Source organism: Caballeronia sp. ATUFL_M2_KS44 (assembly GCF_023630965.1).
Taxonomy (GTDB): Bacteria; Pseudomonadota; Gammaproteobacteria; order Burkholderiales; family Burkholderiaceae; genus Caballeronia; species Caballeronia concitans.
In genome coordinates this window covers 1-13031 of sequence record NZ_JALQEA010000020.1, presented here as the reverse complement: position 1 = coordinate 13031, position 13031 = coordinate 1, and the positions used below count along the sequence as shown (strand labels likewise).

The following is a 13031-nucleotide window of genomic DNA, read 5'->3' as shown; positions in this document are numbered from 1 at the left end:
TCAGAACAGGAAATAGCGTTGCGCCATCGGCAGCACTGTGGCGGGATCGCAGGTGAGCAATTGTCCATCGGCGATCACCTGATACGTCTGCGGATCGACGCTGATGGACGGCTGCCATGCATTGTGAATCATGTCGGCCTTTTTCACCGTGCGGCAGTTCTTCACCGCGACCACCTGTTTTCGCAAGCCATATCGTTCCGTGATACGCGACTCGAGCGCCATTTGCGACACGAACGTCAGCGATGTCTTGCCGAGCGCACCGCCGCGCGTGGCGAACATCTCGCGATAATGCACGGGCTGCGGCGTGGGGATCGATGCATTCGGATCGCCCATTTGCGCCACCGCGATCATGCCGCCCTTGACGATCATCGCGGGCTTCACGCCGAAGAACGCCGGCTCCCAGAACACGAGATCGGCCCACTTGCCCGGCTCGATGGATCCCACTTCATGCGCGATGCCATGCGTGATTGCGGGATTGATCGTGTACTTCGCGACATAGCGTTTGGCGCGGAAATTGTCGTTGCGCGCGTTGTCTTCCGGCAACGCGCCGCGCTGTATCTTCATCTTGTGCGCGGTCTGCCATGTGCGGATGATGACTTCGCCCACGCGCCCCATTGCTTGGGAATCCGAAGAAAGCATGGATAGCGCGCCGAGATCGTGCAGGATATCTTCTGCCGCGATGGTCTCGCGGCGAATGCGCGACTCCGCGAACGCAATGTCCTCTGCAATGGACGGGTCCAGGTGATGGCACACCATCAGCATGTCGAGATGCTCGTCGAGCGTGTTGACGGTATAAGGCCGCGTGGGATTGGTGGAAGAGGGCAGCACGTTGGATTCGCCCGCCACCTTGATGATGTCCGGCGCGTGGCCGCCGCCCGCGCCTTCCGTGTGATACGTGTGGATCGTGCGGCCCTTGAACGCGGCGATGGTCGCTTCGACGAAGCCCGCTTCGTTGAGCGTGTCCGTGTGAATGGCGACTTGCGTGTCGGTATCGTCGGCGACGGAAAGGCAATTGTCGATGGCCGCGGGCGTCGTGCCCCAGTCTTCGTGCAGCTTGAGACCGATCGCGCCCGCCTTGATCTGCTCGACGAGCGGTTCCTTCAGGCTCGCATTGCCCTTGCCGAGAAAGCCGAGATTAATGGGCCAGCCATCGGCCGCTTGCAGCATGCGTTCCATGTGCCACGGCCCCGGCGTGCAGGTGGTCGCATTGGTGCCGGTCGCGGGACCGGTGCCGCCGCCGAGCATCGTCGTGACGCCGCTCGCGAGCGCTTCGTCGATCTGCTGCGGGCTGATGAAGTGGATATGCGTATCGATGCCGCCCGCGGTCACGATCATGCCTTCGCCCGCGATCACTTCCGTGGCCGCGCCGATCGCAATGGTCACGTTCGGCTGGATGTCGGGATTGCCGGCCTTGCCGATGGCGAAGATGCGCCCGCCCTTGATGCCGATATCCGCCTTCACGATGCCCCAGTGATCGAGAATCAGCGCGTTGGTCACGACGGTATCGACCACGTCGGCGGACGTGCGCTGCGACTGGCCCATGCCGTCGCGAATGACCTTGCCGCCGCCGAACTTCACTTCTTCGCCATACGTGGTGAAGTCGCGTTCGACTTCGATGATGAGGTCGGTGTCGGCGAGGCGCACACGGTCGCCGGTGGTCGGGCCGAACATTTCCGCATAAGCGCGGCGGCCGATGCGTAGCGTCATATTCTTCCTTTTGGCTTTGAATTAAAGCGGGCCCATGATGAGGCCGTTGAAGCCATACACGTGACGATCGCCTGCAAGCGCGACGAGCTCGACCGTGCGCTCCTGTCCCGGCTCGAATCGCACGGCGGTGCCCGCCGCGATATTGAGCCGGAAGCCGCGCGTCTTCTCGCGATCGAAGATGAGCGCCGTGTTGACCTCATAGAAGTGGTAGTGCGAGCCGACCTGCACGGGCCGGTCGCCGCTATTGGCCACGACGACCGATACGGTTTCGCGGCCCGCGTTGAGTTCGTGCTCGCCGTCGTCGATCAGATATTCGCCGGGAATCATCGCGCGTCTCAGGGAATGGGATGGTGGACGGTCACGAGCTTCGTGCCATCGGGGAAGGTGGCTTCGATCTGAATGTCGGGAATCATTTCCGGCACGCCTTCCATGACGTCGTCGCGTGTAAGAAGCGTGGTGCCGTAATGCATGACTTCCGCGACGGTCTTGCCATCGCGTGCGGCTTCCATCAGCGCGGCGGAGATGAAGGCGACCGCTTCCGGATAGTTCAGCTTGAGGCCGCGCGCTCGACGGCGTTCCGCGAGCAGTGCCGCCGTGAAGATGAGGAGCTTGTCCTTTTCGCGAGGCGTGAGTTTCATGGACTTGTTCTAATGAGCGATGGGCTTCGTCATGCTAGCACTTGACCTCGTGTTTCAGGGCATGAAAGCTTATTGAATGAAGCGTTGCAGTTCGACTGTCGATGGCCTTTCGAAGATCTGTTCGGGCGCGCCGGATTCCCATACGCGCCCCTGATGCATGAAGACCACCTTGTCGCTGACGCTGCGCGCAAAGCGCATTTCGTGCGTCACCATGATGAGCGTCATGCCGTCGCGTGCAAGCGTTTCGACCACGGCGAGCACTTCGCCGACGAGTTCGGGATCGAGCGCGGACGTGATTTCATCGCACAGAAGAACGGTCGGCTTCATCGCCAATGCACGCGCGATGGCCACGCGCTGCTGCTGTCCGCCGGATAGCTGGTCGGGATACGCGTCGAACTTGTCGCCGAGGCCCACGCGTTCGAGCACGCCTTGCGCGGTGGCGCGCGCCTTCGCCTTATGCACCTTCTTGACGACCGTTTGCGCGAGCATCACGTTCTGGCCGGCGGTCAGATGCGGAAAGAGGTTGTATTGCTGAAACACCATGCCGACCTTGAGGCGGAGCGCGCGCAAGTCGGCGTGGCGCGCATCGATATGCTCCCCGTCGATTTCGATCGAGCCTTCGTCGATGCTCTCGAGCCCGTTGAGCGTGCGCAACAGCGTGCTCTTGCCCGAGCCGCTGCGCCCGATGATCGACACGACCTGTCCGCGTTCGACCGAAAAATCGATGCCCTTCAGAACCTGATTCGAGCCGAACTGCTTTTGCAGATTGCGGGTTTCAACGAGCGGCATTCCATTTCCTTTCGAGCGTGCGCGCGTATCGCGACAGCGGATAGCAAAGCAAGAAGTAGATGACGGCGACGAGGCCATACACGAGGAACGGCCTGAACGTCGCGTTGGAGATCATCGTGCCGGCCTTGGTGAGTTCCGTGAAGCCGATGATCGATACGAGCGCCGTGTCCTTCACCGCCTGCACCGCGAAGCCGACTGTCGGTCCCACGGCGATGCGCGTGGCTTGCGGAAGGATCACGTGACGAAGCTGCTCGAAGTAGCTCATTGCAAGACTCGACGACGCTTCCCACTGGCCCTTCGGCACGGCTTCCACCGCGCCGCGCCAGATTTCCGCGAGATACGCGCTCGTGAAGAGCGTGAGGCCGACGGTTGCCGCGAACCACGGCGACACTTCCACGCCGATCAACGGCAAGCCGAAGAACACGAGAAAGAGCTGCATCAGCAAGGGCGTGCCCTGAAAGATCTGGATATAGCCCTTGACGAGCGTACGCAGAAGCTCGTACTTCGACACGCGCATGAGGAGCAGCGCGAAGCCGACGATGCCGCCCAGCACGAACGAAACGATGGACAGCACGATGGTCCATCGCGCCGCGAGCAACAGGTTCTCGACGATCTGTGCGAGCGTGAATTCGATCATCGCGCGATGCTCCTCTCATGCGCGAAGAGACGCTTCGCCGCCGCATTCAGCGCCGCGCGCACGATGAACGCGAGCACGAGGTAAGTGGCGGTGATGAGAAAGAACGTCTCGAATGCGCGGAAATTGCGCGACTGGATATAGCTTGCCGCATAGGTCAGATCGGGCACGGATATCTGCGAGACCACGGCGGAGCCGAGCATCGTGATGACGATCTGGCTCGTCAACGCAGGAAAGACTTTCGCAAGCGCCTGTGGCAGCACGACATGACGGAACGCTTCGCCACGCGACAGGGCAAGCGAAGCCGCCGCTTCGTGATGTCCCTTCGGCACCGCTGCAATGCCCGCGCGAATGATCTCGATGGAATAGGCGCCGAGATTGAGCGTCATCGCGAGAATGGCGGCGACGTATTCGCTCAGATGAATGCCGAGCGCGGGCAGCCCGAAGAACACGAAGAAGAGCTGCACGATGAACGGCGTGTTGCGGATTGCTTCGACATACGCGCCGACGATCGAGCGCCGCCATGCATGACGGCTATCGCGCCCGGCCGCGCCGAGCACGCCGAGCGATACGCCGAGCGCAGTCGAAACGGCCGTGAGCGCGAGCGTCGTCGCCGCGCCGCTCGCGAACATGCCTGCATAGTTCGCGAGATCGGCGAATTCGAGTTGATAGGCCATCGAATGCGGCGTCCTTCGTTACAGGCTCGCGGGCAGCGGCTGGCCGAACCACTTCTTCGACATCGCGCCGAGCGTGCCGTCCTTCTTCGCTTGCGCGATGGCGTCGTCCACTTTCGCTAGAAGGCGCGGCTCGTTCTTGTTCATGCCGACGAAGCACGGCGAGTCCTTGATGATGAACTTCGCTTCCGGACGGCGCGGCGGATTCTTCGAGAGAATCGCAGCAGCCACGATGTTGCCAGCCGCGATCAACTGCACTTGTCCCGAGAGAAACGCGGAGATGGTCGCGTTGTTGTCCTCGAAGCGCTTGATGGTCGCGTTCGGCGCCATCTGCGAAAGCGCGATCTCTTCGAGCGCGCCGCGCGTCGCGCCGACGGTCTTGCCGGTGAGATCGGCGGGACCGCTCACCTTGATGTCGGCGGGACCGAAAACCCCCTGAAAATAGGGCGCATAAGCAGTGGAGAAGTCGAGTACCTTCTCGCGCTCGGGCGTCTTGCCGAGCGATGAAATCACGAGATCGACCTTGTTCGTCGTGAGATACGGAATGCGGTTCGCGCTGTTCACAGGCACGAGTTCGAGCTTGACCTTGAGCGACTTCGCGAGCAGCGCGGCCATGTCGACGTCATAGCCTTGCGGCTTCATGTCCGCGCCCACGGATCCGAAGGGCGGATAGTCTTCCGGCACGGCCACGCGCAACATGCCGCTCTTCGTGATGGTGTCGAGTGCGTCGGCGTGCGCGGCGAAGGGCGCGAAAGAAAGAAGCAGGGCGGCGAGGGCAGTGCGCCGCGTGCGGGAAAACAGTTTCGGCATCGATGATCCTTCAGGCTTCGGATGGCCGCATGCGATTTGCGCGGCGTTTGGATCGACGCTTAAAGCGAGAGCCGTGCCATCGATGAGAAAGCCTTATGCCATGTGCGTTCGCGCGATGACCGTCAAGCGTGGCGCACAAGCGCGGGGCGCGCGCATGCGCTTTCGTGGTGCGTCGCCTAGGTGGTCCACAGGCGCAGCGGCCGCGCGTCGACGCCATGCACGAGCGGGCGCAAGTGCATCCAGCATTCGGTGAGCGCGCGTTGCAGCGGCTCCATCGAACGGCTGACTGCGCGCACGATCAGCACGCCGGGCGCCACGCATGATGCAGCGGCGCGCATGTCGGCATCGAACGGCAGTTGCGCGGTGAGGGCTTCGGCGAGGGCGTCGTCGCATGCGGGGCCGATTGCCCATAGCGTGCCGTAGGCGGGATAGCTCGCGAGGCCTTGCAATGCGTCGCGCAGGGGATCGCTTGCATCGATGAGACTGCGTTCGAACCACAGCGTGCGTCGATCGCGATGCGCAATGCGCGAGACCGCGCTGATATGTCCTTGCGTCCAGCGCTCACCGGCGGCGGCGCGGCCGAGCAGCATCGCATCCCAGCCGATGGCGGTCGCGCTTTCATCGAGCGTCACGTTGAACTCGAGTTCGACATTCGACGATTCGAACACGATGTTGTTTTGCGGAAGCCAGTCGAGCTTGGCATGCGGCGCGAGGTCGATATCGATGCGCTGCGTCGCGAGCTTGCCGTTGGCCTTGTACCACTTCGTTGCGCCCGGTGTCGTGATGACGGCGTGCGTGCTGTCGCCGAGCTTGATGTCGATGTTGAGGCGATCGCCGCCTGCCACGCCGCCTGGCGGATGCACGATGACTGCATGACAGATATCGCCTTCGGGATAGAGCGGCCGTTGCATGCGCAGCGGCCCTTCATGCTTGCGATGTGCGCAGACGGTGCGGCCATGCTGACGTGCGAAGCCGAGTTCGAGCGTGCCGCGCCAGATATCGGGATTGACGAGCGCCGCGTGAGATTCGTGATGCATGGACGGAGGCTATCGGGAACGATTCGCCATCATACGGCGATAAGCTCGCGCACTCCATGCGCATCCATTTCCGATCCTGCGCCGCCCGCGACGATTTCACCGCGGCTCATGACCCAGTAGCGGTCGGCGAGTTCACGCGCGAAGTCGTAATACTGCTCGACGAGCAGGACGGTCATGCCCATTTCATCGACGAGTTGACGCAGCGTGCGGCCGATGTCGCGAATGATGGAAGGCTGGATGCCTTCGGTCGGTTCATCGAGTATGAGCAGTTGCGGTTCGCTCATCAGTGCGCGGCCGATGGCGAGTTGCTGCTGCTGACCGCCGGAGAGATCGCCGCCGCGGCGATGTTTCATGTCGCGTAGAACGGGGAATAGCTCGTAGATGCGGTCTGGAATCTTCGATGGCGATTTGCGGCTTGCCGCGCCGACGAGCAGGTTTTCTTCCACCGTCAGGCGGCCGAAGATGTCGCGTCCTTGCGGCACGTAGGCTAGCCCGCTTGCGACGCGGGCGTGAGTCGCCATTGACGATATCTTCGCGCCGCGCCAGGTGATGGTGCCGCTTTTGGTCGGCACGACGCCCATTACGCAGCGCAGTAGCGTCGTTTTGCCGACACCGTTGCGGCCTAATAGCACGGTTAGCTTTCCGTCGGGGACGGTCATCCTCACGTTTCGCAGGATGTGGCTTCCGCCGTAGTACTGGTTCAAGTCTTCGACTTCTAACATTGCGCTTTATCCTTGCAGGCGAATCTTTCTTTGTCGGTGAACTTGTATTCGCGTCGGTCTATTGGTGTTGCCCCTCCCCGGGGCGGGGGTCACTTTCTTTGCTGCTGCAAAGAAAGTAACCAAAGAAAGCAGCTTTTCTGGCTCGAAGCACTGAATGTGTGGTCACTCCGTAGAACCAGATTGGCACTCAGCTTGATAGAACCTTGAATCACCCTCCACGCCCACTGAGCGCCACGTCATGCGAGCCCCTCGGCTCGATAACACCGAACGGGAACAACCGCTCACGCCCACAACAATGTCGTGCCAAAACATACCCTTCGATTTCGCTTCACTCGGCGCGCGTAAATGCGCGTTGGTGTTAACGAGCCGGGGGGCTCGGAGGACGTAGTGATAGTGGGCGTGGAAGGTGCTCCAAGGCTGTGTCAAGCTGAGTGCCAATCTGGTTCTACAGGGTGGCCCGACAGTTAGTGCTTCGGGCCAAGAAGCTGCTTTCTTTGGTTACTTTCTTTGCAGCAGCAAAGAAAGTGACCCCCGCCCCGGGGAGGGGCACACCAATAGACCGACACGAAAAAAAGCACCCAAAAAACAGGCGCACGCAAAAAACTCACCGTCCGAGGTAAGACTCAATAACGGCCTCGTCCCGTTTGACGCTATCGAGCGTGCCTTCTGCAAGAACAGAACCCTCGGCCATCACGGTAACCTTCCCACTATCCCCACTGAGCGCAGCAACAAACTCCATATCATGCTCGACGACCATCATCGAACACGAGCCGCGCAGCGCATTGAGCAACTCGGCGAGTTCCATCGTCTCATGATCGGTCATGCCGGCAGCAGGCTCATCGAGCAATAGCAGCGCAGGCTGCTGCATCAGCAACATGCCGATCTCCAGCCGCTGCTTCTGTCCATGCGATAGTTCGCCCGCCAGCCGCGTCGCCTGATGCTGCAAGCGAATCAGTTCAAGCGTCTCTTCGATCCGCGCCTGCGCCGCACGATCCAGCCGCGCACGCAACGATGCAAACCATCGCTTGTCCGTCTTCATCGCAAGTTCGAGGTTCTCCCACACGGGATGATTCTCGAACACCGTCGGCTTCTGAAACTTGCGGCCAATGCCCGTGCGCGCAATCACCGGCTCCGACATGCGAGTCAGATCGAACGTCTGCCCGAGAAAGACCTTGCCATCGTCAGGACGCGTCTTGCCGGTGATCACATCCATCATCGTGGTCTTGCCCGCGCCATTCGGACCGATCACGCAACGCAACTCACCCACGTCGATCGACAACGTCAGCTTGTTGAGCGCGCGAAAGCCATCGAAGCTCACAGTCACGTCTTCGAGATAAAGAATGGTGCCGTGCGATACGTCGATCTCGCCCGGCGCAAGCACATGGCCCATCCCCGAGACCACGTTGATGTTCTTGTGGCCCGTTTCTTCCGGTTCGGGCGCTTGCGGAAGCGGCGGCAAATCGACGATCAATGCATGATGAGCAGTCATTCTGCGGCGTCTCCTGCAACCTTCTTTCGACGAACGAGATCGATGAGACCCATGATGCCGTTAGGCAAAAGCAAGGGCACGAGCGTAAAGATAAGGCCCAGGAAGAACAGCCAATACTCCGCGAAATACGCGGTAAAGAAGCTCTTCGCGCCATTGACCGCGAACGCGCCGATGATCGGACCGATCAGCGTGCCGCGTCCGCCCACTGCGACCCAGATCGCCATTTCAATCGAATTCGCAGGGGACATCTCGCTCGGATTGATGATGCCGACTTGCGGCACATACAACGCGCCCGCAATGCCGCACAGCACCGCCGACACGGTCCAGATGAAAAGCTTGTACGCGAGCGGACTGTAGCCGAGGAACATGAGGCGCGCTTCGCCATCGCGCACGCCGGTGACGACACGGCCGAGCTTCGACGTGACGATCCATCGCGCTGCAAGGAACGCGAGCACGAGCACGGCGAACGTGATGAGAAAGAGCGCCGTGCGCGTGCCCGGATGCGTGACCGGAAAGCCCGCAATGCGCTTGAAGTCCGTGAAGCCGTTGTTGCCGCCGAAGCCCGTTTCATTGCGATAGAAGAGCAGCATCGCAGCAAAGGTCATCGCCTGCGTGATGATCGACAGATACACGCCCTTCACGCGCGAGCGGAACGTGAAGAAGCCGAACACCCATGCAAGCACGCCCGGCACGAGCACGACGAGCAAGAGCGCATACCAGAGATGCTCCGTGCCTTGCCAGTACCACGGCAACGCATGCCAGTCGAGAAACACCATGAAGTCCGGCAGATCGCTTTGATACGTGCCTTCGCGTCCGATGGAACGCATCAGGTACATGCCCATCGCATAGCCGCCGAGCGCGAAGAAAAGCGCATGGCCAAGGCTCAGAATGCCGCAATAGCCCCACACGAGATCGAGCGCGAGCGCGCCGATCGCATAGCACATGAGCTTGCCGACGAGCGTCATCGCATAAGCCGACAAATGGAACGTGCTCGTTTCCGGCAGCACGAGCGCGGAGATCGGCACGCAGATGCCCATCGCGATGAGAAGGGCGATCAGCGCGATCCATCCATTACGCGGCAAGAGCGCGGCGCGCGGCGGCAGCCCGAGCGCGAAGCCCGCACGCGCGGCGCTTTCTTCGGGTTGCGGCGCGACGTCGAGGTTCGCGCCGATGTTGGTCGAGGCGGTCATCGATCAGGCCTCCGCGCTGCGGCCCTTCAGGGCGAACATGCCCTGCGGACGCTTCTGGATGAACAACACGATCAGCACGAGCACCGCGATCTTCGCGAGCACCGCGCCCCAGAACGGCTCGATTGCCTTGCTGACGAGACCGAGCCCGAAGCCGCCGATCACCGTGCCCGCCAGCTGACCGACGCCGCCGAGCACCACCGCCATGAACGAATCGATGATGTAGCTCTGACCCAAATCCGGACCGACGTTGCCGATCTGCGAAAGCGCGCATCCGCCGAGCCCTGCGATGCCCGCGCCGAACGCGAACGCATAGGAATCGACACGCGCGGTCTTCACGCCGACGCACGCGGCCATGCGCCGGTTCTGCGTCACCGCGCGAACGAAGAGGCCGAGCCGTGTGCGCGTGAGCACGGCCCACGCAATGAGCACGACAGCCAGCGAGAACGCGAGAATCGTCAGCCGGTTATACGGCAGGATCAGGTTCTGCATGACGGCGACGCCGCCGCTCATCCACGAGGGATTCGTCACTTGCACGTTCTGCGCGCCGAAGATCGTGCGCGTTGCTTGAATAAGGATCAGGCTGATGCCGAACGTGGTGAGCAAGGTTTCGAGCGGACGCCCATAAAGATGCTTCAAAACGAGCCTTTCCAGCACGATGCCGACGAGCGCAGCCGCGATGAACGAAGCCGGCACCGCGAACAGCGGATACCAGTTGAACGCTGCGGGCGCGTAATGCTGCACGAGGTTCTGCACCACGTAAGTCGCATATGCACCGATCATCAGGAACTCGCCGTGCGCCATGTTGATGACGCCAATGAGCCCATACGTGATCGCGAGTCCGAGCGCCGCGAGCAACAGCACGCTGCCGAGTGAGAGTCCCGCGAAGATCGTCCCCGCGATTTCGCTTCGACGCTGGATCGAATCGAGTTCCTTGATGCCGGCTTCGGCCGCTGCGCGCACGCGCTCGTCGGATTCGTTATAGCTGCCGTCGCTTTTCTTCGCGACGATGGGGCGCAGCAGTTCATACATGTCGAGATCATGGCGAGCCGCGACGAGTTGCGCGGCTTCGAGCCGCTTGTTCGCATCGGGATCGTGCAGCGCGGTCATCGCCCAGAGCGTGTCGAGGCGCTTCTTCAATTCGACGTCGGTTTCGGCGGCGCGGGCGCGATCGATCAACGGCTTCATCGATGCATCCGGATTGCGCAGCAACGCGGCGACGGCTTCGCGGCGCTTGGCGATATCGGGCGATGCGAGCTGCAGTCCCGACAGCGCGCCCGCGACTTTCGTGCGCAGCAGGTTGTTCAGCGTGATCGCTTGCGCATCGGGGGCATCGGCGATCTTGTTGGTGATGGGGTCCTTGTTGCCGTCGTCGGTCTGCATGTAGACGTGGCCGTCGTCGGTGGCGACGAGCGAGCCGTCCGCGAGCGCATTCAGCACCGCGACGGAAGGCGCATCGGCGTTGGCGATCAGCTTGTCGATAGCGGCGGACTTCGCTTCGAAGTCATCGCCGGCGAGCGGGGCGAGATCGTCGGCAGTGAGTGCGTGGGCGGCGAACGGCGTGAACGCAATGAGGAGCGCGAGCAACACACGCAGGATAGGGGAGACAAGCGAGCCGGTCATGGTGGCCTTTCTGGTAAGACTCAAACGGCCGCGCGTTCATGCATGCGGAAACGCGCGGCCTTGCATCGAGCCATCAATGCATGGTGCTCAGGCCGTACGCACGCGCGAGCGGCGCAGGAACGACGGAATGGATGTCACGACATCCGGCTTGCCTTCATTGCCCGCGATATACGGGCTCCACGGTTGCGCGCGGACCGCGGTCTTGGTTTTCCAGACGACGTTGAACTGACCGTCGCCGCGAATCTCGCCGATCATCACGGGCTTGTGCAGATGGTGATTGCCGTCCATCGTGAGCGTGAAGCCGGAAGGTGCGGCGAACGTCTGACCGACCATGGCGACGCGCACCTTGTCGACTTCGGTGCTCTTGGCTTTCTCGACGGCCTGCTTCCACATGTGAATGCCGACGAACGTGGCTTCCATCGGATCGTTGGTCACGCGCTTGTTTCCGCCGGGCAGGTTCTGCGTCTTGACCCATTCGGCGAACTGCGTTTCGAATTTCTTGTTGGTGGGATTCTTCACCGACATGAAGTAGTTCCATGCGGCGAGATGGCCGACGAGTGGTTTCGTATCGATGCCGCGCAGTTCTTCTTCGCCGACCGAGAACGCGACGACGGGCACGTCGGTGGCTTTTAGCCCCTGATTACCGAGCTCCTTGTAGAACGGAACGTTCGAGTCGCCGTTGATCGTCGAGATGACCGTGGTTTTTCCCCCTTGCGCAAAGGTCTTGATGTTCGCGACGATGGTTTGATAGTCGCTATGTCCGAACGGTGTGTAGACCTCCTGAATATCTGCATCCTTGACTCCCTTCGAATGGAGAAAGGCGCGCAGGATCTTGTTGGTCGTGCGCGGGTACACGTAGTCGGTGCCGAGCAGGAAGAAGCGCTTGGCGCTGCCGCCTTCCGGTCCCATCAGATATTCGACGGCGGGGATGGCCTGTTGATTGGGCGCGGCGCCTGTATAGAAGACGTTGCGCGACATCTCTTCGCCTTCGTATTGGACGGGATAGAAGAGCAGGCCGTTGAGTTCTTCGAACACGGGCAGCACGGACTTGCGCGACACCGACGTCCAGCATCCGAACACGCATGCGACCTTGTCTTGCGTGAGGAGCTGGCGGGCTTTTTCCGCGAAGAGCGGCCAGTTGGAAGCGGGATCGACGACGACGGGTTCGAGTTGACGTCCCATGACGCCGCCGTTCTTGTTGATATCGGCGATGGTCATGAGTGCGGTGTCCTTGAGCGATGTTTCGGAGATCGCCATGGTGCCGGACAGCGAATGCAGAATGCCGACTTTGATCGGACCGGTATCGGCGGCTTGCGCTCTGGAGATGGGAAGCTGGCCCGCGAGCGCGAGTGCGCCGGACATGGAGCCGAACTTCAGCAGACTGCGTCGTTTCATTGGTGTTCCCCTTGCCGATGTGTTTTGTTCGCTGCTTTTCCCTAAGCAGCGGACGGGGTTCTGCAAGGGCTATGCCAATTGAGGCCGTTTGCACGGCGGGGCTTTGTTTTATGGGGTTTTCTGTTGGCTTTATGCCGCGTGCTTGCGCTTCGTTGCGGTTGGTTTTGGTGCAGAGTTGGTTCGCGGGTGCATCGTTGCGGTGCGGACGGGGCTTTTTTCTGCACTTCGCGTGCGGCGGGTTCTTTTATTTTCGCGTCGGTCTATTAGCACGCCCCTCCCCGGGGCGGGGGTCACTTTCTTTGCTGCTGCAAAGAAAGTAACCAAAG

The 13031-nt window shown here is 61.4% G+C and carries 13 protein-coding genes; all 13 read right to left on the bottom strand.

What is annotated here, in order from left to right:
• Window positions 1-1707, bottom strand: coding sequence for an urease subunit alpha (gene ureC, locus NCR39_RS10195; protein ID WP_250452079.1), 1707 nt, complete (start codon window positions 1705-1707; stop codon window positions 1-3).
• A 21-nt stretch (window positions 1708-1728) separates the two neighbouring features.
• Window positions 1729-2034 carry an urease subunit beta gene (locus NCR39_RS10190; protein WP_250452078.1) on the bottom strand — a complete coding sequence of 102 codons (306 nt, stop codon included), beginning with the start codon at window positions 2032-2034 and terminating at the stop codon, window positions 1729-1731.
• Window positions 2035-2042: 8 nt separating this feature from the next.
• Window positions 2043-2345, bottom strand: coding sequence for an urease subunit gamma (gene ureA / locus NCR39_RS10185; RefSeq protein ID WP_062641936.1), 303 nt, complete (start codon window positions 2343-2345; stop codon window positions 2043-2045).
• A gap of 69 nt (window positions 2346-2414) precedes the next feature.
• A complete protein-coding gene (locus NCR39_RS10180; protein WP_250452077.1) occupies window positions 2415-3134 on the bottom strand; it encodes an amino acid ABC transporter ATP-binding protein in 720 nt (239 codons plus the stop codon).
• A complete protein-coding gene (locus tag NCR39_RS10175; RefSeq protein ID WP_040050757.1) occupies window positions 3121-3771 on the bottom strand; it encodes an amino acid ABC transporter permease in 651 nt (216 codons plus the stop codon). The genes NCR39_RS10180 and NCR39_RS10175 overlap by 14 nt, the downstream gene beginning before the upstream one ends.
• Window positions 3768-4445 (bottom strand): amino acid ABC transporter permease, encoded by a 678-nt coding sequence (locus tag NCR39_RS10170; RefSeq protein WP_250452076.1) that lies wholly within the window; start codon window positions 4443-4445, stop codon window positions 3768-3770. Before NCR39_RS10170 ends, NCR39_RS10175 begins: the two co-directional genes overlap by 4 nt.
• Before the next feature lie 18 nt (window positions 4446-4463).
• Window positions 4464-5252, bottom strand: a complete 789-nt coding sequence (locus NCR39_RS10165; RefSeq protein ID WP_250452075.1) for a transporter substrate-binding domain-containing protein — start codon at window positions 5250-5252, stop codon at window positions 4464-4466.
• Between the two features lie 176 nt (window positions 5253-5428).
• Window positions 5429-6289: an urease accessory protein UreD gene (locus NCR39_RS10160; protein ID WP_250452074.1), complete on the bottom strand. Its 861-nt coding sequence runs from the start codon at window positions 6287-6289 to the stop codon at window positions 5429-5431.
• Between the two features lie 29 nt (window positions 6290-6318).
• Entirely contained in the window at window positions 6319-7011 is a 693-nt protein-coding gene (gene urtE, locus NCR39_RS10155) for an urea ABC transporter ATP-binding subunit UrtE (protein WP_250452073.1), read from the bottom strand.
• Between the two features lie 604 nt (window positions 7012-7615).
• Window positions 7616-8401, bottom strand: a complete 786-nt coding sequence (gene urtD, locus NCR39_RS10150) for an urea ABC transporter ATP-binding protein UrtD (RefSeq protein ID WP_250452322.1) — start codon at window positions 8399-8401, stop codon at window positions 7616-7618.
• 95 nt (window positions 8402-8496) lie between these two features.
• A complete protein-coding gene (gene urtC, locus NCR39_RS10145) occupies window positions 8497-9690 on the bottom strand; it encodes an urea ABC transporter permease subunit UrtC (RefSeq protein WP_250452072.1) in 1194 nt (397 codons plus the stop codon).
• Between the two features lie 3 nt (window positions 9691-9693).
• Entirely contained in the window at window positions 9694-11310 is a 1617-nt protein-coding gene (gene urtB / locus NCR39_RS10140) for an urea ABC transporter permease subunit UrtB (RefSeq protein WP_250452071.1), read from the bottom strand.
• A gap of 87 nt (window positions 11311-11397) precedes the next feature.
• The gene (gene urtA, locus NCR39_RS10135) at window positions 11398-12705 is read right to left on the bottom strand and encodes an urea ABC transporter substrate-binding protein (RefSeq protein ID WP_040050751.1); all 1308 of its coding nucleotides are present in this window, start codon (window positions 12703-12705) and stop codon (window positions 11398-11400) included.
• Window positions 12706-13031: the final 326 nt, after the last annotated feature.

Coding starts and splice junctions, on each gene's coding strand:
- ureC (WP_250452079.1), bottom strand. CDS start 1,707: ATGACGCTACGCATCGGCCGCCGCGCTTATGCGGAAATGTTCGGCCCG.
- urtB (WP_250452071.1), bottom strand. CDS start 11,310: ATGACCGGCTCGCTTGTCTCCCCTATCCTGCGTGTGTTGCTCGCGCTC.
- urtD (WP_250452322.1), bottom strand. CDS start 8,401: ATGGGCCATGTGCTTGCGCCGGGCGAGATCGACGTATCGCACGGCACC.
- urtC (WP_250452072.1), bottom strand. CDS start 9,690: ATGACCGCCTCGACCAACATCGGCGCGAACCTCGACGTCGCGCCGCAA.
- urtE (WP_250452073.1), bottom strand. CDS start 7,011: ATGTTAGAAGTCGAAGACTTGAACCAGTACTACGGCGGAAGCCACATC.
- NCR39_RS10160 (WP_250452074.1), bottom strand. CDS start 6,289: ATGCATCACGAATCTCACGCGGCGCTCGTCAATCCCGATATCTGGCGC.
- NCR39_RS10165 (WP_250452075.1), bottom strand. CDS start 5,252: ATGCCGAAACTGTTTTCCCGCACGCGGCGCACTGCCCTCGCCGCCCTG.
- NCR39_RS10175 (WP_040050757.1), bottom strand. CDS start 3,771: ATGATCGAATTCACGCTCGCACAGATCGTCGAGAACCTGTTGCTCGCG.
- urtA (WP_040050751.1), bottom strand. CDS start 12,705: ATGAAACGACGCAGTCTGCTGAAGTTCGGCTCCATGTCCGGCGCACTC.
- NCR39_RS10170 (WP_250452076.1), bottom strand. CDS start 4,445: ATGGCCTATCAACTCGAATTCGCCGATCTCGCGAACTATGCAGGCATG.
- NCR39_RS10180 (WP_250452077.1), bottom strand. CDS start 3,134: ATGCCGCTCGTTGAAACCCGCAATCTGCAAAAGCAGTTCGGCTCGAAT.
- ureA (WP_062641936.1), bottom strand. CDS start 2,345: ATGAAACTCACGCCTCGCGAAAAGGACAAGCTCCTCATCTTCACGGCG.
- NCR39_RS10190 (WP_250452078.1), bottom strand. CDS start 2,034: ATGATTCCCGGCGAATATCTGATCGACGACGGCGAGCACGAACTCAAC.